This window comes from Neotabrizicola paludis (assembly GCF_044142105.1).
Taxonomy (GTDB): Bacteria; Pseudomonadota; Alphaproteobacteria; order Rhodobacterales; family Rhodobacteraceae; genus Pseudogemmobacter.
Window position 1 is genome coordinate 505,384 of sequence record NZ_JBGTYM010000001.1, and the last position, 21,161, is coordinate 526,544.

19 protein-coding genes are annotated in these 21,161 nt (G+C 65.9%); 10 read left to right on the forward strand and 9 right to left on the reverse strand.

Annotated elements, in window-relative coordinates; genetic code table 11:
- Positions 1 to 175: 175 nt before the first annotated feature.
- From ACED67_RS02420 to ACED67_RS02435, 4 genes are all read right to left on the reverse strand, one after another.
- Positions 176 to 718 carry a fasciclin domain-containing protein gene (locus ACED67_RS02420; RefSeq protein ID WP_395539931.1) on the reverse strand — a complete coding sequence of 181 codons (543 nt, stop codon included), beginning with the start codon at positions 716 to 718 and terminating at the stop codon, positions 176 to 178.
- 118 nt (positions 719 to 836) lie between these two features.
- Positions 837 to 1,493: an anti-sigma factor gene (locus tag ACED67_RS02425; RefSeq protein ID WP_395539932.1), complete on the reverse strand. Its 657-nt coding sequence runs from the start codon at positions 1,491 to 1,493 to the stop codon at positions 837 to 839.
- Positions 1,490 to 2,032 carry a sigma-70 family RNA polymerase sigma factor gene (locus ACED67_RS02430; protein WP_395539933.1) on the reverse strand — a complete coding sequence of 181 codons (543 nt, stop codon included), beginning with the start codon at positions 2,030 to 2,032 and terminating at the stop codon, positions 1,490 to 1,492. The genes ACED67_RS02425 and ACED67_RS02430 overlap by 4 nt, the downstream gene beginning before the upstream one ends.
- Before the next feature lie 52 nt (positions 2,033 to 2,084).
- The gene (locus tag ACED67_RS02435; protein ID WP_395539934.1) at positions 2,085 to 4,133 is read right to left on the reverse strand and encodes an ASKHA domain-containing protein; all 2,049 of its coding nucleotides are present in this window, start codon (positions 4,131 to 4,133) and stop codon (positions 2,085 to 2,087) included.
- Between the two features lie 191 nt (positions 4,134 to 4,324).
- On the opposite strand from ACED67_RS02435, the gene ACED67_RS02440 reads away from it, so the two are divergent.
- Positions 4,325 to 6,127 (forward strand): ABC-F family ATP-binding cassette domain-containing protein, encoded by a 1,803-nt coding sequence (locus ACED67_RS02440; RefSeq protein WP_395539935.1) that lies wholly within the window; start codon positions 4,325 to 4,327, stop codon positions 6,125 to 6,127.
- Between the two features lie 211 nt (positions 6,128 to 6,338).
- Positions 6,339 to 6,953, forward strand: coding sequence for an outer membrane protein (locus ACED67_RS02445; protein WP_395539936.1), 615 nt, complete (start codon positions 6,339 to 6,341; stop codon positions 6,951 to 6,953).
- Between the two features lie 32 nt (positions 6,954 to 6,985).
- Here the strand turns inward: ACED67_RS02445 and ACED67_RS02450 are convergent, their stop codons facing one another.
- A complete protein-coding gene (locus ACED67_RS02450) occupies positions 6,986 to 7,471 on the reverse strand; it encodes a hypothetical protein (RefSeq protein WP_395539937.1) in 486 nt (161 codons plus the stop codon).
- Between the two features lie 272 nt (positions 7,472 to 7,743).
- Between ACED67_RS02450 and cysS the strand changes: the two genes are divergently transcribed.
- From cysS to ACED67_RS02470, 4 genes are all read left to right on the forward strand, one after another.
- Entirely contained in the window at positions 7,744 to 9,159 is a 1,416-nt protein-coding gene (gene cysS, locus ACED67_RS02455) for a cysteine--tRNA ligase (protein ID WP_395539938.1), read from the forward strand.
- A gap of 189 nt (positions 9,160 to 9,348) precedes the next feature.
- Positions 9,349 to 10,971, forward strand: a complete 1,623-nt coding sequence (gene cimA, locus ACED67_RS02460; RefSeq protein WP_395539939.1) for a citramalate synthase — start codon at positions 9,349 to 9,351, stop codon at positions 10,969 to 10,971.
- Between the two features lie 11 nt (positions 10,972 to 10,982).
- Positions 10,983 to 11,423, forward strand: coding sequence for a hypothetical protein (locus tag ACED67_RS02465; protein ID WP_395539940.1), 441 nt, complete (start codon positions 10,983 to 10,985; stop codon positions 11,421 to 11,423).
- Positions 11,424 to 11,463: 40 nt separating this feature from the next.
- Positions 11,464 to 12,234: a squalene/phytoene synthase family protein gene (locus ACED67_RS02470; protein WP_395539941.1), complete on the forward strand. Its 771-nt coding sequence runs from the start codon at positions 11,464 to 11,466 to the stop codon at positions 12,232 to 12,234.
- Between the two features lie 95 nt (positions 12,235 to 12,329).
- On the opposite strand, the gene ACED67_RS02475 is transcribed toward ACED67_RS02470, so the two are convergent.
- Positions 12,330 to 13,535, reverse strand: a complete 1,206-nt coding sequence (locus ACED67_RS02475; RefSeq protein WP_395539942.1) for an MFS transporter — start codon at positions 13,533 to 13,535, stop codon at positions 12,330 to 12,332.
- 80 nt (positions 13,536 to 13,615) lie between these two features.
- On the opposite strand from ACED67_RS02475, the gene ACED67_RS02480 reads away from it, so the two are divergent.
- Complete coding sequence (locus ACED67_RS02480) at positions 13,616 to 14,245, forward strand: DNA-3-methyladenine glycosylase family protein (protein ID WP_395539943.1); 630 nt, start codon at positions 13,616 to 13,618, stop codon at positions 14,243 to 14,245.
- Entirely contained in the window at positions 14,242 to 14,895 is a 654-nt protein-coding gene (locus ACED67_RS02485; RefSeq protein ID WP_395539944.1) for an alpha/beta hydrolase, read from the forward strand. Before ACED67_RS02480 ends, ACED67_RS02485 begins: the two co-directional genes overlap by 4 nt.
- Here the strand turns inward: ACED67_RS02485 and ACED67_RS02490 are convergent.
- The 3 genes from ACED67_RS02490 to ACED67_RS02500 are packed head-to-tail and all read right to left on the reverse strand — an operon-like array spanning position 14,892 to position 18,252.
- The gene (locus tag ACED67_RS02490; RefSeq protein ID WP_395539945.1) at positions 14,892 to 15,866 is read right to left on the reverse strand and encodes a glucokinase; all 975 of its coding nucleotides are present in this window, start codon (positions 15,864 to 15,866) and stop codon (positions 14,892 to 14,894) included. The genes ACED67_RS02485 and ACED67_RS02490 overlap by 4 nt on opposite strands.
- A gap of 7 nt (positions 15,867 to 15,873) precedes the next feature.
- Positions 15,874 to 17,205, reverse strand: a complete 1,332-nt coding sequence (locus ACED67_RS02495) for a GH1 family beta-glucosidase (protein ID WP_395539946.1) — start codon at positions 17,203 to 17,205, stop codon at positions 15,874 to 15,876.
- 21 nt (positions 17,206 to 17,226) lie between these two features.
- On the reverse strand, positions 17,227 to 18,252 hold the full coding sequence (locus ACED67_RS02500; protein ID WP_395539947.1) for a LacI family DNA-binding transcriptional regulator: 1,026 nt from the start codon (positions 18,250 to 18,252) through the stop codon (positions 17,227 to 17,229).
- A 263-nt stretch (positions 18,253 to 18,515) separates the two neighbouring features.
- On the opposite strand from ACED67_RS02500, the gene ACED67_RS02505 reads away from it, so the two are divergent.
- Positions 18,516 to 19,862: an ABC transporter substrate-binding protein gene (locus tag ACED67_RS02505; protein WP_395539948.1), complete on the forward strand. Its 1,347-nt coding sequence runs from the start codon at positions 18,516 to 18,518 to the stop codon at positions 19,860 to 19,862.
- Between the two features lie 66 nt (positions 19,863 to 19,928).
- Positions 19,929 to 21,152, forward strand: a complete 1,224-nt coding sequence (locus ACED67_RS02510; RefSeq protein ID WP_395539949.1) for a carbohydrate ABC transporter permease — start codon at positions 19,929 to 19,931, stop codon at positions 21,150 to 21,152.
- Positions 21,153 to 21,161 lie beyond the last annotated feature (9 nt).

Consider the following 21,161-nt stretch of genomic DNA (forward strand, 5'->3'; position numbering starts at 1 on the left):
CGTTCCCAGGCTTGCGGCGAATGTCGATCTATCCCCCGTTCGAGCCAACCCCGGCCAGGGCGATGATGGACCGTCCTGCGGTCAGCGCGGTCTGGAGAGACGGCGTGGCGGGCAGAGGGAAACGGCTGCCGGCGAGGGACCGTCAACCGCCTTTCGCTTCGCGCGGGCTGGGGACTTACATCGCGGGAAGCAGAACCGTGTCAATGACGTGGATCACGCCGTTCGACTGCTTCACATCGGCAATCGTGACATTGGCAACATTGCCCTGGCCGTCCTCGATCATCACCTTGCCATCCTTGGCCATGGCGGTGAATTCGCAGCCGCCCACGGTCTTGATGACGTGCTTGCCGCCATCATCGGCCACGATCTTCTCGATATCCGCCGCCATCGCATCGGCCGCGACCACATGGCAGGTCAGGATCTTGGTCAGCATTTCCTTGTTTTCCGGCTTCAGCAGGTTTTCCACCGTACCGGCCGGCAGCTTGGCAAAGGCCTCATTGGTCGGCGCAAAAACGGTGAAGGGACCGGTGCCCGACAGCGTCTCCACCAGGCCTGCGGCCTGCACTGCGGCGACCAGCGTCGTGTGATCGGCCGAGTTCACCGCGTTCTCGACAATGTTCTTGTTCTCATACATCGGCGCTCCGCCGACATCGGGATTGGCGGCAAAGGCGGTCGAGGCGGTCAGGGCCAGAATGGCGGCAAGGCGAAGGGCTTTCATCAGGTCTCTCTCCCGTTGACCGGCAGGACCATCCTGCCGTTGTGCCCGCAGTTACGAGGCGGTTTTCGGGGGAGTTTCAGGCGAACGGCGAAATCTGACAAGTTTCACGCAGCCGTGATCAGGTGCCGATCTCGGCCGACATCACCACTGGCCCGGTCGGGCCATCGATAGGGCTGCCACCTGCGGGTTCAAGCGTGATCGCAAGGGTCCAGCCCGCCTGCGGGCGCGGGCCTGGCAGGGTCAGCGGCGCGGCTTCCAGCAGGCCCAGCGATACAGGGGCGCCGCCCGGCGGTATGAGCCACAGCTCATGCACCTGGCCCTGCGGGGCCGGAGTGCCTGCGACGCGGGTCACGGTCATGTCGCCCTCAACCCAGGTCGCCTCATAGGCCGTTGCGCCATCTTCTGTCGCAAGCCGCGCCAGACGCTCGGGGCCCGGTTGCAACAGCGGCAGGAAGACGAAGGCGAGCACCGCCACCGCGACCGCAAGCCCGCCAAGCGCCCAGCCCAGCCAACCGCCGCGCTGTGCCGATGCGCGCGGGAAAAGCCGCGCCTCGATCCGCGCGAAAAGTTCGGGCGGCGCAGGCACGTCGTCATAGCCCTCGTTCAGCGGCGCGAAGCGGTTCTCCCAGCGCGCCACGCGCGCCGCGAAGGCGCCATCGGTCCGCGCCCGCGCCTCGGCAGAAAGCCGTTCCGGCAGGTCCAGCACGCCCAGCACATATTCCGCGGCCAGGGCATCGCTTTCGTCGTCTGGGGGCAGGGCAGGGGTGTCGCTCATGCGTCCAGACACTCCCGCAGGCGCAGAAGGCTGCGCCGCAGCCAGGTGCGCAGGGTGTTCAGCGGCACCGCATGGCGCGCGGCAAGTTCGGCATAGGACAGGCCGACCAGATAGGCGCCGCGCACCGCCTCGGCCCGGTCGGGTTCCAACTGGTCAAAGCAGTCGCGCATCCGCGCCACTTCTCCCAGCGCCACCAGACGGGCCTCGGCGCGCGGCGTGGCATCGGCCAACTGGGCCAGCCGATCCTCGCCCGCCTCCTCGGCCTCGGGGCGGCGGGCGCGGAGCCGGTCAATGGCATGGTTGCGCGCGATCGCGATCAGCCAGGTCATGCCGCGCCCCTTTTGCGCGTCATACCGCCCGGCCCGCAGCCATGCCCTTGTGTACACCTCCTGCAAGGCGTCCTCCGCTTCGGACCTGCGCCCAAGGATACGGAGCAGGACGCCCATAAGTTTCGCCGATGTTTCGCGGTAAAGCGCAGAAAAGGCCGCGCGGTCGCGCGCGGCACAGCGGTGCAGAAGATCAGCGACGGGGTCCTCCATGCGCCGATCCTGTCGCGAAAGCCCCGTGCGGGCAAGCCCTTACACGGCCCGCTCAGCCGGCCTCTTGCCGCCGCCGCCGCCCGCGCCCCTCGCCGCCGCTGCCGCCCGTATTGAAGCTGACCTCGGGCAGGCTGACGATCTTGCGCAGTTCCGGGAAAGGATCGACCGCATGCGGGATCGCATTCGCATTGACGAAATGTTCCTGGAAGCGCGGCTCGATCGCGGTTTCGACCTTGTGGATGTGATGGACCACATCCTCGATCTGGTCGCGCGCGGCCCGGTTCAGCAGCGCGATCCGCGCGCCCGTGCCCGCGGCATTGCCCGCACTTGTCACTTTCTCCATCGGCACATCCGGGATCATCCCCAGAACCATCGCGTGTTTGGCGCTGATATGGGCGCCAAAGGCCCCGGCCAGCGTCACCCGGTCGACCTTCTCAACCCCGATCTCGTCCATCAGCAGCCGCGCCCCGGCATAGAGAGCCGATTTCGCAAGTTGGATGGCGCGGATGTCACCCTGCGTCACCATGATCTTCGGTCCGCCCTCGGCGCGGCCGTCATGCAGCAGATAGGAATGGGTCCGGCCATAGGGCAGGCAGCGCTGCGTCCCGGTCTGTTCGGGGCCGCCGATCAGCCCGCCCGCATCGACCAAACCGGCCAATCGCATTTCGGCCACCGCCTCGATGATGCCCGAGCCACAGATGCCGGTGATTCCGGTCACGGCGGTCGCCGCCGCAAAGCCCGGATCGTCGGACCACAAATCCGAGCCGATGACCCGGAAGCGCGGCTCCTTGGTCACCGGATCGATCTCCACCCGCTCGATCGCCCCCGGCGCCGCGCGCTGTCCGCTTGAAATCTGCGCGCCTTCGAAAGCCGGGCCGGTGGGCGAGGAACAGGCGAGCACGCGGTCCTCATTGCCGAGCAGGATCTCGGCATTGGTTCCGACATCGACGATCAACACCATGTCCTTCGACTTCTGCGGCTCTTCCGACAGGGCGACGGCGGCGCAATCCGCGCCGACATGCCCCGCAATGCAGGGCAGCACGTACAGCCGGGCATTGCGGTTCAGCGCGGTCAGATCAACCTCGCGCGTGTCCAGCGACAGGCTGGAGGATTGCGCCAGCGCAAAGGGCGACTGGCCCAGTTCCACAGGATCGACGCCCAGGAACAGATGGTGCATCACCGGGTTGCAGACCAGGACCATCTCATAGATCGCCTCGGCCGCCACGCCGGCCTGACCCGCGATCTCGCCCGACAGCGTGTTCAGCGCCTCGCGCACGGCGCGGGTCATTTCCACATCGCCGCCGGGGTTCATCATCGCATAGGAGACCCGGCTCATCAGGTCTTCGCCGAAGCGGATCTGCGGGTTCATCAGCCCGCTGGAGGCCAGCACCCGCCCGTCGCGCAGATCGCACAGATGCGCCGCGATGGTGGTCGATCCCAGATCCACCGCCAGCCCCAGAAGCGGCCTTTCGTCAAAGCCCGGGAAGATGTCCAGCACCCGATGCGCCGCGTCATGATTGCCACGGTTCAAGACCACCGTGACTTTCCATTCGCCCTTGCGCAGAACCGGCTGCAAACGGCGCAGCACGGTCAGATCGGCGTCGATGGCCTCGATGCCCCATTGCGCCTTGAGCGCGCGGGCCAGCCGTTCGAAGTCGCCCGAGGGTTCCTCCATGTCGGGCTCTTCCACCTCGACGTAAAGCGCGCGGGTGGCCGGGTCCATCTCGATATGCCGCTCGGTCGCGGATTTGCGGATCACCTGCTTATGGACCTGGCTTTCCGGCGGCACGTCGATGACCACATCGCCCATGACCTTGGCCTGGCAGCCCAGACGGCGGCCATCCAGCAGGCCGCGAATCCGCTTGTAGCGGTCTTCCACCGCGTTCCATTCGCTCAGCGCATCCGCCGCGACGGTGACACCATGCTTCGGGAATTCGCCATAGCCGGGGGTGATCTGGCATTTCGAACAGATCCCGCGCCCGCCGCAGACCGAATCGAGATCGACGCCAAGCTGGCGCGCGGCCGTCAGCACCGGGGTGCCAAGGGCAAAGCGGCCCCGCTTGCCCGAGGGGGTGAAGATTACCAGCGCGTCCTCGGCCATGTCCGTCTCCCGTTCCTGCCCTTGTTCTAGGCCGTGGGGCGGCGCCTGCAAGGACGTTTGCGGCAGATGGGGTGCGGGTTGCGGCGGCGAACAGCGCGGTGCTCGACCTGGCGGGGCTTCGGCGCAGTATTTTCGCCGCGATGAAGCGGCGGGCAGTTGACCTTGGCCTGCGGCGGGCCTAGCTGCCCGGCATGGCGCGCGCACCCCTTCTCCAGCTTTCCGACATCTCGCTGACCTTCGGCGGCAATCCGGTTTTCGACGGGCTTTCGCTGACCGTGCAGCCGGGCGACCGGCTGGCGCTTGTCGGGCGCAACGGCTCGGGCAAGTCGACGCTGATGAAGGTCATGGCCGGGCTGGTGGAACCCGACCGTGGCACCCGCGTCGTGCCACAAGGCGTGACCGTGGGCTATATGGAACAGGACCCCGACCTGTCGGGCTTTGCGACACTGGGCGATTATGCCGCCTCTGCCTTGCCCGAGGGCGAGGGCTACCGCCTGTCGGTCGTGGCCGAGGGGCTGAAATTCCGCCCCGAAGCGCCGGTCGCCACCGCCTCGGGCGGCGAACGGCGGCGCGCGGCGCTGGCGAAGCTTCTGGCCGAAGCACCGGAACTGATGCTTCTGGACGAGCCGACCAACCATCTCGACATCCAGGCCATCGAATGGCTTGAGGCGGAATTGCGCGGCACCCGCACCGCCTTCGTCCTGATCAGCCACGACCGCGCCTTTCTCAGGGCCCTGTCGCGCGCCGTGCTGTGGATCGACCGGGGCGAAGTGCGCCGCCGCGAGGCCGGGTTCGAGGGCTTCGAGGAGTGGCGCGAACAGGTCTGGGCCGAAGAGGACGAGGCTCGTCACAAGCTGGACCGCAAGATCAAGGCCGAGGCGAAATGGGCGGTCGAGGGCATTTCGGCACGGCGCAAGCGCAATATGGGCCGGGTGCGAGCGCTGGCGGCGCTGCGCGAGGAGCGCCGCAGCCAGATCCGCCGCCAGGGCACGGCCGCGCTGGAATTCGAGGCGGGGCCGACTTCGGGCCGCAAGGTGATCGAGGCCGAAGGCCTGACCAAACGCTTCGGCGACAAGCTGATCGTCAAGGATTTCGATCTGCGTGTCCTGCGCGGCGACCGCGTGGCCTTCGTCGGGCCGAATGGTGTGGGAAAGACCACGCTTCTCAAGATGTTGACCGGCGAAGTTGAACCGGATTCCGGTACTGTCTCGCTTGGCACGAACCTTGAGATCGCCGTCTTCGACCAGACGCGCGCCGCCCTGGATGCCGATGCCAGCCTGTGGGAAAACCTGACCGGAGATCCGCTGATGGCGATTTCCGGCGCGACCGATCAGGTTCTGGTGCGCGGCCAGAACCGCCATGTCGTCGCCTATCTCAAGGACTTCCTCTTCGACGAGGCCCAGGCCCGCGCCCCGGTGCGCAGCCTGTCGGGCGGCGAGAAGGCGCGGCTTCTTCTGGCCAAGCTGATGGCGCGGCCCGCGAACCTGCTGATCCTGGACGAGCCGACCAACGACCTTGACGTGGAGACGCTGGAACTGTTGCAGGATCTCCTGGGCGAGTTTGACGGAACCGTCCTGCTGGTCAGCCATGACCGCGATTTCATCGACCGCATCGCAACGGCCACCGTGGCGCTGGAAGGCGACGGCAAGGCCATGGTCTATCCGGGCGGCTGGTCGGACTATGCCGCACAGCGCCCTGCGCCGGAAGATGACGCAAGGCCGGTGACTTCCGCGCCGAAGCTGAAGCAGGAGACCGCGCCGAAGACCAGGGGCGAGGGCCTGTCCTTCACGGAACGCAAACGCTTTGACGACCTGCCGGCGCTGATCGCCCGGTTGGAGGCCGAGATCGCCAAACTGTCCGACTTCCTTGCCCAGCCCGATCTCTTCACCGCCGAGCCGGTCAAGTTCCGCAAGGCGAGCGAGGGTCTGGCCGAACGCCAGGCCGCCCTGGCGGCGGCCGAGGAAGACTGGCTCGCGCTGGCCGAACGCGCCTGACGCGACGGCATCGGCCCCTTTCCGCTGAAGCAGCCGTGGCCATCGGCCAGTTCATGCTGCACCTGCACACAAGACTTCACAGCGCCATCACAGCGGGGTGACGCCCGGTTGCGGGAACCTCGCCGCACTCCCACAGTTTACCCCGGAAGTCCCGCGCCGGAACCGAGCAGTTCCTAAGTTGGAAGCGGGACCCGAAACGAAGGAGAGTGACATGAAACGCTTTGCAGCCATTCTGGCGACCTCGACCCTGGCCCTTCCGCTGGCCCTGCCGGCCCTCGCCGGTGGCCCGGTGCAGGCCATTGAAGAACCCGTCATCACCCCGGCGCCGGTGGCGGTCGTCGCCCCCTCGGCCGATTGGGGCGGGTTCTATGGCGGTGCGCAACTTGGCTATGCGGATATCGGCTCGAACGGCGCCGGTGCCGACGGCAACGGCATGATCGGCGGTATCCATGCCGGGTATCGCTGGGATCTCGGCAAGACCGTCCTCGGCGTCGAAGGCGAATATGACACCTCGAATGTCGATCTTGGCCCGGGCGGCGCAGCCGGTTCGCTGGATTCGGTCGCCCGCCTCAAGCTGATGGCCGGTGCGGACCTCGGCAGCAATCTCGTCTATGCGACCGCAGGCGGTGCCTGGGCCGACGCCACCCTGGGCGGCACGGGCGCCACGGATAACGGCTATTTCTACGGTGTGGGCATGGAACATGCCCTGAACGACACCTGGACGGTCGGCGGCGAGATCCTGCAGCACAAGTTCGACAATTTCGACAATAGCGGTGTCGATCTTGACGCCACCACCTTCTCGGCGCGCGTGAACTACCGCTTCTAAGCGCTAGAGTTGACGAAGAAAGTCCTGTCCCGTCAGGGGCAGGGCTTTTTCATATCCAGCGACAAGAGGAAGCTGCGGTCATCGCCCTGGACGCCGGAAATCTCGATGAAATCCTGCGCGCCCTCGAACGCCATGCCAAGGCTGGACACCTTGACCAGCACCGCGCCTTCGCGCGGTTCAAGGCTGAAGGCACCGCCATCACCTTCCATCTCGCAATACATCTGGCCGCCTTCGTTCTCGCAATAGGCGACCGAACTGTAGATCTCGTCCGCGCCGCGCAGGCGCAGGGACAGGGTCACCGCCTGAAAGCGCGCATCGCTTTCCTCGGGTCTCGGCGCCAGCGCGATCCAGCGCACCCGCTGCGCGGGATGGCCCGCAAGATGGGCGATGGAATAGCTGCGCAGATAGCACGCCTCTTCGCCACCAAAGATCAAGTCTCGCGGAGACCTGGCCTCGGCGGTCGCGGCGGCAAGGCCAAGAACAAGGCAGGCGGCGGCAAGTGGGGCAGGGGAAGCCATGATCTTTCGCTCCGTGGCGGCACAGGCCCAGCCTGCGCCGCATCGCGCGCCCCCGCAAGGTGGCCTTGCCCGAACTCGCGCAAGGGCGGGACCGTAGATTTCGCTTTGCGGCTGCCCGCCGCTGGTATAAGCCCGCCGCCATGACGACATTGCGCAACATCCGCATCTGCTGCATTACCCGCTGACCTCGGTCGCGCGGGCGCTTTCGTCATGTCTTCCTGACAAAGCCTAGGCCCCGCGCGGGACTGCCCGCATGCGCGAAGGACTGGCTTATGGTTTCGATCCGCCTGACCAATTCGAAGACCCGCAGGAAAGAGGTCTTCACCCCGCTGAACCCGCAGGATGTGCGCATGTATGTCTGCGGGCCGACCGTCTATGACCGGGCGCATCTGGGCAATGCCCGGCCGGTGGTGGTGTTCGACACGCTCTACCGCCTGTTGCGCCATGTCCATGGCGCCGATCACGTCACCTATGTGCGCAACTTCACCGACGTCGATGACAAGATCAACGCCGAGGCGCAGCGCCGCAAGGCCCTGGGCCGCACCGAGACACTGGAAGAGCTGATCCGCGAGCGGACCGAGGAAACCATCGCCTGGTATCACGCCGACATGGACGCGCTAGGCGCGCTGCGGCCGGACCACGAGCCGCGCGCCACCGAATTCATCGGCGCGATGATCGCCATGATCGAAAGCCTGATCGCCAAGGGCCATGCCTATGCCCGCGAGGGGCATGTCCTGTTCCGCGTCCGCTCCTATGCCGAATACGGCGCGCTGTCGGGCCGGTCGGTCGATGACATGATCGCAGGCGCGCGGGTCGAGGTCGCGCCCTTCAAGGAAGACCCGATGGACTTCGTGCTGTGGAAGCCGTCGGATGCCGATCTGCCGGGCTGGGACAGCCCCTGGGGCCGCGGCCGCCCCGGCTGGCATATCGAATGCTCGGCGATGAGCTATGAGCTTCTGGGCGAAAGCTTCGACATTCATGGCGGCGGGCTGGACCTGCAATTCCCGCACCATGAGAATGAAATCGCTCAAAGCGCCTGCGCCCATCCGCATGGGGCCTTCGCGAAAGTCTGGCTGCACAATGAGATGCTGCAGGTCGAGGGCAAGAAAATGTCCAAGTCGCTGGGCAATTTCTTCACGGTGCGGGACCTGCTTGAGCAGGGCATCCCGGGCGAGGTGATCCGCTTCGTCCTGTTGAGCACGCATTACCGCAGCCCGATGGACTGGACGGCGGAGAAGGCCCGGCAGGCACACGAGGCCCTGCTCAGCTTCCTTGAAACGACGCGTGGCGTTGATCCTGTGGGACCTGACGATGAAGTCGTCGCGGCGCTTGCGGACGATCTGAATACACCTGCAGCGTTGACGCGTCTCTACGCGCTGCGAAAACAAGGTGAGGGCGCCAAGCTTCTGGCTAGCGCCAAGCTGCTCGGGTTCTTCAACTATGCGCCTTCAGCCGGTGCTGTTGGTTGGGCCGTCGGTGAAGAAGCGTTGCAAATTGCGACAGCTATCGCGCGCAAGTGGGCGTCTCTGCGAGGAAATCGAGACTTCGCAAGTGCGGACGCTTTGCGGAACGCTGCTCAGGAGGCTGGTGTGGAGTTAAAGGCTACAAAAGCGTCTGTTGGACAAGGTGCGACGGGGAGCCTTCGTGCGAACTTTGACATCCGCAAGGCGAAGGCGCTACTGCCATGACCCCCCGCGCAATCCGGAGTTTTCGAAAACTCCGGTCAATTTTCTTCGAAGAAAATTGCAAATTCCTTCGCAGGAATTTGCGGCCAGGCGGCTCCAATCGTTAATGCTTCATGAATCCGCCTGACCCAAGCCCTTGATTTTCCATCCTCCGCAACCTGTCCCACCGTGGGACACCTGCCCGGACCCGCCATGACCGCCCGCACCCGCCTCTCCCTCTTCGACACCACGCTGCGCGACGGCCAGCAGACCCAGGGCGTCCAGTTCTCGGCGGCCGAAAAGGCGCAGATCGCCCTCGCGCTCGATGCTCTGGGGGTGGATTATATCGAGGGCGGCTGGCCGGGCGCCAATCCGACCGACAGCGACTTCTTCGCCACCGCCCCGCAGACGCGGGCAAAGATGACCGCCTTCGGCATGACCAAGCGGGTGGGGCGTTCGGCCGCGAATGACGACGTTCTCGCCGCCGTCCTGAATGCCGGAACCTCCAGCGTCTGCCTGGTCGGCAAGACCCATCCTTTCCATGTCACCACCGCCCTGGGCGTGACGCTGGAGGAAAACCGCGACGCCATCGCCGAAACCTTTGCCCATCTCCGCGGTCTTGGCCGCGAAGCCCTGTTCGATGCCGAGCATTTCTTCGACGGCTACCGCGCCGACCCAGCCTATGCCCTGTCCTGCCTGCGGGCCGCGCTGGACGAGGGCGCGGCCTGGGTGGTCCTGTGCGACACCAATGGCGGCACCTTGCCCTCGGAAGTCGGCCGGGTTGTGGCCGAAGTGATCGCCGCGGGCATCCCCGGCGAAAGGCTGGGCATCCATTGCCATGACGATACCGGCAATGCGGTCGCCAATTCGCTGGCCGCGGTCGAGGCCGGGGCGCGGCAGATCCAGGGCACGCTGAACGGCTTGGGTGAACGCTGTGGCAATGCCAATCTGATCAGCCTGATCCCGACGCTGCTGCTGAAGGCCCCCTATGCCAGCCGCTTCGAGACGGGCGTGTCGCATGACGCCTTGCAAGGCTTGGTCAAGGCCAGCCGGATGCTGGACGATATCCTGAACCGCGTGCCGCTGCGGTCGGCGCCCTATGTCGGCGCGAGCGCCTTTGCGCATAAGGCGGGGCTTCATGCCAGCGCGATCCTCAAGGATCCGACGACCTATGAGCATATCGACCCGGACCTTGTGGGCAATGCCCGGTTGATTCCGATGAGCAATCAGGCGGGCCAGTCGAACCTGCGGGCGCGGCTGGCGGCGGCGGGGCTGGAGGTCGATCCCAAGGATCCGCGCCTCTCGGCCATTCTCGACAAGGTGAAGGCGCGCGAAGACCAGGGCTATGCCTATGACGGCGCACAGGCGAGCTTCGAGCTGGTGGCGCGGCGCGAACTGGGCCTTTGCCCGGAGTTCTTCGAGGTTGACCGCTACCGCGTGACGGTCGAGCGCCGCAAGGACCGGCAGGGCCGCGTCGTCAGCCTGTCGGAAGCGGTGGTCGTGGTCACCATCGACGGGCAGAAGATGATGTCGGTCTCGGATTCGGTCGATGAGGCGGGCAGCGACCGCGGCCCGGTCAACGCATTGTCCAAGGCGCTTGCCAAGGATCTGGGCCCTTATCAGGCGGCGATCGACGATATGAAGCTCGTCGACTTCAAGGTGCGGATCACCCAAGGCGGGACAGAGGCAGTGACCCGTGTCATCATCGACAGCGAGGATGGCCAGGGGCGGCGCTGGTCGACGGTGGGCGTCAGCCCGAACATCGTCGATGCCAGTTTCGAGGCGCTTCTGGATGCGATCCAGTGGAAGCTGATCCGCGACGGGGCGGCGGTCTGAGAGGGGGCGAGATGGCGCGACTGAGGGCTCTGATAGGGGTGCTGGCTTTGGCTGGCTGCGTCGGGCCCGGGGGCCAGTCGCCGGGTGATCCGGGCCTGGCGCGGATCGAGATCTTCAGCGGCGGCAGCTTTTCGGGCAGTTCCACGGTCACGGTCTATGTCGACGACAAGGTCGTCACCGCGACAAGCGGTCCCTTCGGGGAGGGGGCATCGCAACATGCGGTTCTGGGGAGGCCAGGGCTTTATGCGGAGCTTGTGGCCTATGCCGCCAAGCAAGGCCCCAAAGTGGCACAGCGCCAGCGCCGCACCCTTGCCGCCTGCCCGGACTATGGGATGGATGGCGTCCGGCTGGACCCGGCGGCCGGCGGTTTCGACGGGCTGAGCGCGAGCTGCCCCGATCCGGTGGTGATCGACTTCCTTGGCAGATTGCGGGCCATGATCGCGGCGCGATGAGCCGCTTTCCCATGGCACGGCCCTGCGCTATCTGCGAGGGATGAGTCTCGAAGCCTGCGCCCTTCTTGTCCAACGTGGCGACCCTGACCGTTTCCTTGCGGTCATGGCGGCACCGGTCTGGGCGCGGGCGGCCCTTTTCCCCCTCTATGCCTTCAACCTTGAGGTGGCGCGCGCGCCCTGGGTGGCGAAAGAGCCGCTGGTGGCCGAGATGCGGCTGCAATGGTGGCGCGATGTGGTCGAGGCGGCGGGGGCAGGTGGCCCGGCCAAGGCGCATGAAGTGGCCGGGCCGCTGCATGATCTGGTGCAGGAGGCGGGCTTGCCGGTCGATCTGCTGGACAGGCTGGTCGCGGCGCGGCGCTGGGATTGCTGGCGGGCGCCTTTTGACGGGCCCGAGGCGCTGGACGACTATCTGGATGCCACCGGCGGCGGGTTGATGGTGCTGGCGGGCCGGGCGCTTGGCGCGCCGGACGGGACAGAGCCGGTTTTCCGCGCCATGGGCTGGGCTGCCGGGCTGGCCGGATTTCTGAAAGCCGTGCCGGAACTGGAAGCGCGGGGGCGGCAGCCGCTGCCAGCGGGCGTGGAGGTGGCGGCGCTGGCGCGGCGGGGGCTTGCCCGGCTGGCCGAGGCGCGGACGGGCCGCAAGACGCTGCCGAAGGGGCTGGCCCCGGCGCTCCTGGCGGGCTGGCAGGCAGGGTCCTTGCTGGCCCAGGCGGCAGCCGATCCGCGCGCCGTGGCCGAGGGGCGGCTGGCCCTGTCCGAATTTTCGCGGCGCGGGCAGCTGTTGTGGCAGTCAGTGACGGGGCGGTTCTAGGCCTGGCCCTGTCCCACGCAGGGACAGGAGGGAGATTCGTTCTGAATCAATGAGTTGATTTTTCGGATTCAGAAAACCTTAACCCTTTCGCCGCCTCAGCGCGTCCGAAACTCTTGCGGGCGCAGCCACAGCCAGATCAGCGCGCCCCCGGCAAGGACAAGGAAGGGCACCATCGCCATATTCACGAATTGCCAGCCCACCTCGACACTGCCGCCCGAGCAATTCATCAACCCGCCCGAGGAGAGGCTCGCAAGGGTGACGCCGCCGAAGACGACGAAGTCGTTCAGGCCCTGAAGGCGACCGCGCTCTTCGGGCCGTTGGGCGGCCGTCAGCATCGTCGTCGCGCCGATGAAGCCGAAATTCCAGCCGATGCCAAGCAGGATCAGCGCGCCGAAGAAATTCTCAAGCTGCACGCCCGACATGGCGACGGCACCGGCACAGGCGAGGATGGCCAGACCAAGGGCGATGATCTTCTCGGCGCCGAAACGGGCGATCAGATGGCCGGTGAAGAAGCTGGGAATATACATGGCCAGAACATGGGCCGTGACCACATCCGCCGCATTAGACTTGTCGAAACCGCAGCCGACCACGGCCAGCGGCGAAGAGGTCATGACAAGGTTCATCAGCGCATAGGAAACGGTGGCGCAAATCATCGCGACCGCAATGACCGGGTTGCGGAGCAAGGCGCCACGAGAGCGGCCGATATCGCTGCCCGGGGCAGGCGGGCGCGGGCGCGGGATGCGTAGCCCGGCAAACAGCCCCATGCCCAGAAGGTTCAGGACGATCACCGCCAGATAACTGCCCAGGAAGGGAACCACATAGGCATCCGCCGTGAGCTTCACCAGTTGCGGGCCGATCACCGCCGACAGAAGCCCGCCCGCCATGACCCAGGAAATCGCCTTGGCTCGAAACTCCTCGGAGGCAGTGTCAGCGGCGGCGAAGCGGTAGAAGCCTTGCGCGCTCATGTAGCTGCCAGTCAAAAGAGCCCCGAGGCAGAAAAGCACGAAAGACCCGCTGTAGAGCCCCCAAGCGCCGATCGCGGCCCCGATCGCCCCGCCCACCGCGCCCAAGGCAAAGCCTGCGGCCCGGCCAAAGCGCTGCATGAAGGCCGAAATCGGCGTGGCGGTCAGCATCGAGCCGACAACGGTCATGGTGATGGGCAGGGTGGCCCAGCAGGGGTTTGGTGCCAGGGATTGCCCGGCCAGACCTGCGATGGTGAAGATCATCGGCATCTGCGCGCCGAGAATCCCCTGCGCGGCCACGAGGACAGCGACGTTGCGTTTGGCGATGGCGTCCGACATGGGCCATGGGGTAGGGGTTTGGCGGGGCTTTCGCAAGGGGGGCCCGACGAGGCAGTGGTTGCATCGCAGCGCGGGGACGCATGGTCGGACGGATCATTCAGGGTGACGAGGATGTCGCCGAAGGCGCGGCTTGGCTGGCCGCGCGGCACAAGGAGTTCGCCCGCATCCTGCCAGAGCTGGGCCCCTTGCCGCTGCGGCGCCGGGCCGATGGTTTTGCAGCCCTGCTGGATGCGATTGTCGGCCAGCAGGTCTCGACCGCCTCGGCCCGGGCCATCTGGGCGCGGCTCGATGCGGCCGGGCTGACCGATCAGGCGGCGGTCGCCATGGCCGAAGACGAGGCGCTGCGAGCGGCGGGATTGTCGCGGCAGAAGATTCGTTATGCCCGGGCGCTGGCGCAGGCGGGGGTGGATTTTCACGGCCTGCGCGGCGTGCCCGATGACGAGTTGGTGGCGGTGCTGGTCGCGCTGCCGGGGATCGGACGCTGGACGGCGGAAATCTATGCGATGTTCGCGCTTGGCCGCGCCGATGTCTTCGCGCCGGGCGATCTTGCCTTGCAAGAGGCGGCGCGGGCGCTGTTCGATCTGCCGCAGCGGCCAAGCGAGAAAGAGTTGCGCCTCATGGCCGAGGCCTGGACGCCCTGGCGTTCGGTTGCGGCCCGCGCGCTCTGGGCCTACTACCGTGTCGTGAAAAGCCGCGAGGGGATCAGATGAGAGAGTTGCAGTTCGGGCGCAAAGGGGCCGAAGCCCCGAAGGCGCTGGTGGTTTTCCTGCATGGCTATGGCGCGGACGGGGCCGATCTTCTGGGTCTGGCCGATGCCTTGGCGCCGCATCTGCCGGGCGTGCAGTTCCTTGCGCCCGATGCGCCAGACCCCTGCCAGGGCAATCCGTTCGGACGGCAGTGGTTTCCGATCCCCTGGCTGGACGGATCGTCCGAAACGGCGGCGCGCGAGGGCTTGCTTGCGGCGGCGGACGATCTGAACGGCTTTCTGGATGCACGTCTGGCCGAGACCGGCCTGACCGCTTCAGCCCTGGCGCTGATCGGCTTTTCGCAGGGCGCGATGATGAGCCTTCATGTCGCACCGCGCCGGGCCGAAGCCGTGGCCGGGGTGGTGGCGATCTCGGGCCGGCTGATCGCGCCCGAGCGGCTGGCCTCGGACCTGAAGGTCAAGCCGCCGATCCTGCTGATCCATGGCGACCAAGACCCGGTCGTGCCGTTCCAGGACATGGCGGCCGCGGGGAATGCGCTGGTGGCCGCCGGGTTCGAAACCTATGGCCATGTGATGAAGGGCACCGGCCATGGCATCGCACCCGACGGGCTGGGCGCGGCGCTGAGTTTCCTGAAAGACCGGCTTCCGGCCTAGGCCAGCGCCTCGAGCCAGGCTGCGCAGCCGGTCAGGGCGGCATAGTCGTCCTCGACCACAGTGACCGAGAAATCCTTGGTCAGCAGGTCGACCCGGCGCATTTCGCGGAAGGTCTCGGTCAGGCCGAACCGGGCGAAATGCGGCGTCATGGCGCGGGACATGCCGCCGATCAGGTAAAGCCCGCCCCAGGGCAGGTGGATAAGCGCCAGATCGGCCAGCATCTGCGCCAGGATCTGGACATACAGCCGTGCGGCATGGCTGGCGACCGGGTCGCCCGCTTCCAGAAGGCGCAGCACCTCGGCCGATTGCAGGCCCCCCGGCACGCCCGCTTCAGAGGCCGCGAAGGCGTAGAGATTGCCCAGGCCTCGTCCGGCGAGCACCTCTTCCGTGCCGCAATGGGGCACCTCGCCGCGCGCGGCCAGCAGCGCCTCGACAAAGCGCATCAGCCGGAAGGTTTCCTCGGTGCGCACGGGCAGGTTGACATGGCCGCATTCCGAGGCAGGCACGACACGGCCCGCGCCATGGCCATGGACGGGAGCGGCGTTGACGCCGGTGCCCAGGCCCACCACCAGCATCGAGCCGCCGGGTTTTTGCGGGCCTTCGATCACCGGGCGCAGGTTGGCGGCGGCCACGTGACCAAGGGCATGGCCCTGGGCCTGGAGGTCGTTGAGGATCGCCACCCGCCGCGCGCCGGAGGCGGCTGTCAGCTTGGCGGCATCCATCTCCCAGTCGAGATTGGTCATCCGTGCAACGCCATCCTCGACCGGACCGGCGGCGGCGACGCAGACGCCCTGCACCTCGGCGCCGGTCACGGCCAGATAGTCGCGGAGGATTTGGGCGATGTCCTGACCGCGCGCCTTGTATTCGGCGTTGGGATAGCGGCGGATCGCGTCGGCGCGCACCGCGGCGCCTTCGGCCAGCGCCACGCGGGTATTGGTCCCGCCGATATCGGCCAGAAGGTTCAGCGCCATGGGGACCTCATCCGTTGCGGGAAAGCGCCCGCTTCAGCGCGTGATACGAGGACTTGGGGGTGCGCTTCAAGCCGTCGAAATCGACATGGACCAGGCCGAAGCGTTTCTCGTAGCCCAGAGACCATTCGTAATTGTCGAGAAGCGACCAGATGAAATAGCCCTGAAGGTTGACACCCCGGTCGATGGCGCGGCGGGCGGCGGCAAGATGCAGCGACAGGTAATCGGTCCGCTCGGGGTCGTCCACCGTTTCGTCCACCACCGGCGCCTCGCCCGAGGCCATGCCGTTTTCGGTGATATAGATCGGCAGGCCCCGTGAATATTCCGCCTCGGTGCGCAGGAGGAAATTCTCAAGGCCCTGCGGATAAATCTCCCAACCCATCTGGGTTTTCGGCAGCGGGCCTTCGACTTCGGCAAGATGCGGCCATGGGCTGGGATCGGGGCCGATCAGTTTGCGGGTGTAGTAGTTCAGCCCGCACCAGTCGACCGGGGTCGCGATTGTCGCCATGTCGTCCTGCCAGCCGGGTGGCATGTGGGGCAGCAGGCCAGCGAGCGCCGGTTCGGGATATTCGCCCCTGAAGATTCCGCCCAGGAACCAGCGGTTGTAGATCGCGTCATAGCGGGAAGCTGCCAGTGCCGCTTCGGGCGAGGCATCGGCGGGATCGGCCCATTCGAGGTTGCAGACCGCCCCGAGGTTCGGCATCCCCAAGGCGCGCATCGCCTGGATGGCACGTCCATGGGCCAAAAGGACATGGTGCATCGCGCGGGCCGTCGCCCGGATGTCGCGCAGGCCGGGGGCGTGGAGGCCAAGGAAATGCGACAGCCAGGCCACGCACCAGGGCTCGTTGATCGGAGCCGCTGACCAGATCCGGTCGCCAATGCGCCGGCAGAGGATTTCGGCATAGTCGGCGAACCAGCCCGCGATGTCGCGGTTGCGCCAGCCGCCCAGATCGGCCAGCGGCGAGGGCAGTTCCCAGTGATACAGCGTGAGCGCGGGTTTCAGCCCGCGTTCCAGCATGCCGTCGACAAGCCGGTCGTAGAAATCCAGCCCGTCGGGGTTGGGCACGCCGCGCCCTTCGGGCAGAACCCGCGCCCAGGAAGCGGAGAAGCGATAGGCATCCAGATTGGCATCGCGGATCAGGTCAAGGTCCTGTGGCCAGCGGTGGTAATGGTCACAGGCCCGCGCGCCGGTTTCGGCACGGACCACATTGCCAGGCGTCTCGGCGAAATCATCCCAATGGGTGCGGCCCGCGCCGCCGAACCCATGGCCCTCGATCTGGTAAGAAGAGGTTGCAGCGCCAAAGACGAAGCCGTCTGGAAACTGGGAACGCGCGGGCAGCATGGCGGGACCTTTCCCGAAGGGTCAGGGGGGCGCGGGGCCGGTGGACTGGCCGATGATCAGATCGGCTTCAAGCAGGCGCGACGGCGCTTCGGTGCCGGGCGCGGCGATCAGATCCAGGAGCATCTGTGCCGCCAGGCGGCCCGCTTCGCGCACCGACGATCTTGTCGCCGTAAAGATTGGCACATCCTCACCATTCTTCATATAGGACAGGTCGTCGTCATGGATGATCACGCTGATGTCGCGGCCAAGTTTCAGCCCGCGTTCCTCGGCGGCGCGGCGCAGACCCATGCCCGAGATCATCGACGAGGCGAGAAAAGCGGTGGGCGGGTTTGTCTGCGCCAGCATCCGCTTGCCGATGCGATAGCCCGAGCCTTCGGTCATTTCCTCGGAACTCATCAGGGCGGGGTCGGCCTCGATGCCGCGCTCTGACAGCGCATCGGCATAGCCCTTGCGACGGCGCATGGCGAAATCCATGAATTCCAGCCCGTTGACCAAAGCGATGCGGCGATGGCCCAGGTCGAGCAGAAACTCGGTGGCGCGCTGAAAGGCGCGGCGGTTGTTCACGTCGATCCAGGGATAGGGCAGGGTGCAACCCGAGGCACGGCCATGGACCACGAAGGGCAGGCCGATCCCGTGGAGAAGAGGAATGCGCGCGTCATCCATGCGCGGGGAATGGACGATGACACCATCGACATTCCCTTTGGCGCGCAGCGCGCGATAGGTCGCGCCTTCCTGATCGTCGGGCACGACCGAAAGAACCATGTCATAATCGTTGCGGCTGTAGATCTCGCCCGCGCCGGCGATGAAATCGGCGAAGACGGGATTCACGATCTCATGTCTTGTGGCGATCGGGATGACATGGCCCACGGCCATCGCACGGCCCGTCGCCAGGCGAATGGCGCGGGCGTTCGGGCGATAGTCGTGGCGTTTGGCGGCGGCCATGACGCGCGCGCGCGTGGCCTCGTTCACTTCGGGATAGCCATTCAGCGCGCGCGACACCGTTGTGGGCGAGAGGCCCAGTTTGGTGGCGAGTTCCTTGAGGTTCATGGGGGCCGCGCGCTCAAAACGGTTTCAATTGCGCTGACCTTACTAGGCGGGCGCGGCATGTCAAAGGCAAAGCTTGGCAGCGCTGCACCTGCCAAATCGCTATTCTGCACCTGCGAATGGCCGGTTTTGGTTTGACTCACAGGGGCGGATCGGCAAGTGTCGATCATCCAAAGCGGTTTGAAAACGATTCTGAACATTGACCAGAGTCGGAGTGTCGCAGGAGAAGCTGCCCCGCAAGAGGAGCGGGCGAAGGGGAGGATGAGATGAGGAAGTCGCTTGCCGCCAGCGCAGCTGCGCTGGCGTTGTTGTCAGGCGCCGCCGGGGCGCAGGACCTGGTCTTTCCGGTGGGCGAAGGCGCCTTCAACTGGGACAGCTACAAAAGCTTTGACGAGGCGAACAACCTGGACGGTCAGACATTGACCATCTTCGGCCCCTGGCGGGGCGAGGATCAGGTTCTGGCGGAATCGGTCTTCGCCTATTTCGCCGCCGCGACCGGGGTGAAGATCAACTATTCCTCCTCTGAGAATTACGAACAGCAGATCGTCATCGACACCGAGGCGGGCAGTCCGCCCGATATCGCCATCCTGCCGCAGCCTGGTCTGATCGCCGATCTGGTCAAGAAGGGCTTTGTCTCTCCGCTGGGGCAAGAGACGCAGGATTGGCTGGCATCGAATTACGCCGCAGGCGAAAGCTGGGTAGGGCTTGGCTCCTATGCCGGCCCGGACGGGACAAAGGCGCTTTACGCATTCCCCTACAAAATCGACGTGAAATCGCTGGTCTGGTACGTGCCCGAGAATTTCGAGGATGCGGGCTATGAAGTGCCGCAATCGATGGAAGAGCTGAAGGCGCTGACCGAGAAGATCGTCGCCGATGGTGGCACGCCCTGGTGCATCGGCCTGGGCTCGGGCGGCGCAACCGGCTGGCCCGCGACCGACTGGGTCGAGGACATGATGCTGCGCACCCAGGCGCCCGATGTATATGACAAATGGGTGTCGAACGAATTGCCGTTCAACAGCCCCGAAGTTGTGGGCGCGATCGACGAATTCGGCTGGTTCGCCAAGAATGACACCTTTGTCGCGGGCGGTGCTTCGGCCGTGGCCTCGACCGATTTCCGCGACAGCCCCAAGGGCCTGTTTACCTCGCCGCCGCAGTGCTACATGCACCATCAGGCGTCGTTCGTGCCCTCGTTCTTCCCCGAAGGCACCAAGGTCGGCACCGATGCCGATTTCTTCTATATGCCGGCCTATGAAAGCAAGGATCTGGGCAAGCCCGTGCTTGGCGCCGGGACGCTGGCCTTCATCACCAAGGACACGCCGGCAAGCCGCGCCTTCATCGAATTCCTCAAGACGCCGATCGCGCATGAGGTCTGGATGGCGCAGAAATCCTTCCTGACGCCGATGAAGACGGTGAATGCCGATCTTTATGGCGATCCGACCATGAAGAAGATGGGCGAGATCCTGCTGAACGCCACCACCTTCCGCTTTGATGCCTCGGATCTGATGCCGGGCGTGGTGGGGGCCGGGTCGTTCTGGACCGGCATGGTCGATTTCGTCGGCGGCAAGTCGGCGCAAGAGGTTGCCGACGCGATCCAGGCCAGCTGGCCCAAATAAGCGCGCTGCGCGGCCTGTCGGGGCGCGGGCCGCGCCGTTCTTGCAGCAAAACGGGGGGAGGGGACGATGCATCCTGCCTTACAGGCGGTTCTGGTGATCCTATTCGGCGTGGGCGGTTGCGTGGGCTATTTCTACGCGTCGAACCTGGTCCTCGACAAAGTGCTGTTCCCGGCGCGGGGACCGCAGGCGGGGCGCAACATCAACCGCGCCAATATGATCCGGCCCTGGCTGTTCCTTGCCCCCGCGCTGATCGCGCTGTGCCTGTATCTGGCCTATCCGGTCTTCGCAACCTTCTGGCTGTCGCTGCATGACAAGTCAGGCGCCTTCTCCGGCCTGGAAAATTACCAGAAGATGTTCGCCGAGCCGAAATTCGCGGAGTCGCTGCGCAACAACATGCTGTGGCTGATCGTCGTGCCTGCCGCCGCGACCGGGTTCGGGCTTCTGGCGGCGCAGCTGACCGACCGGATCGCCTGGGGCAATATCGCCAAATCGCTGATCTTCATGCCGATGGCGATTTCCTTCGTCGGCGCCTCTGTGATCTTCAAGCTGATCTATGACACCCGCGATGCCAACCTGCCGCAGATCGGGCTGTTGAACGCGCTGTGGCTCAAGGCCGAGGGCGGGGTGGGGTCGTTCCTCATGCTGCGGCTTCTGCCCTTCCTGCTGATCCTGGCGCTGATGCTGGGCATCCTGTATGTAGGATTTCTGGTCGCGCGGCCTCTGTGGTCGGGGCGTCGCGCGGGCGGGCTGGTCACGGCCGGACGGGTGATCGGCGGGCTGGTCGCGCTGTTCCTGGGCTATGAGCTGGCGACCTGGCTTTACGGCATCGCCACGGCGACGCTGCCCTATGGCCAGCCGCAGGCCTGGTTGCAGCTCCCCTACTGGAATTCCTTCTTCCTGATGGCGGTGCTGGTCTGGATCCAGACCGGCTTCGCCATGGTGATCCTGTCGGCGGCGCTGCGCGGCGTGCCGGAAGATACGATCGAGGCCGCGATCCTGGATGGCGCGAATCCGTTCCAGATCTTCTTCAAGATCAAGGTACCGCAGATCCTGGGCACGATCGTCGTCGTCTGGACCACGATCACCATCACCGTGCTCAAGGTTTTCGACATCGTGCTGGCCATGACCAATGGCCAGTGGGAGACGCAGGTTCTGGCCAATTACATGTATGACAAGCTGTTCCGCGCCCTGGACTGGGGCATGGGGTCGGCCGCGGCGATGATCATCATGCTGCTCGTGACGCCGATCCTGATCTGGAACGTGTGGAACGCGCGCAAGGAAATGCGGTAGGGGGAACTG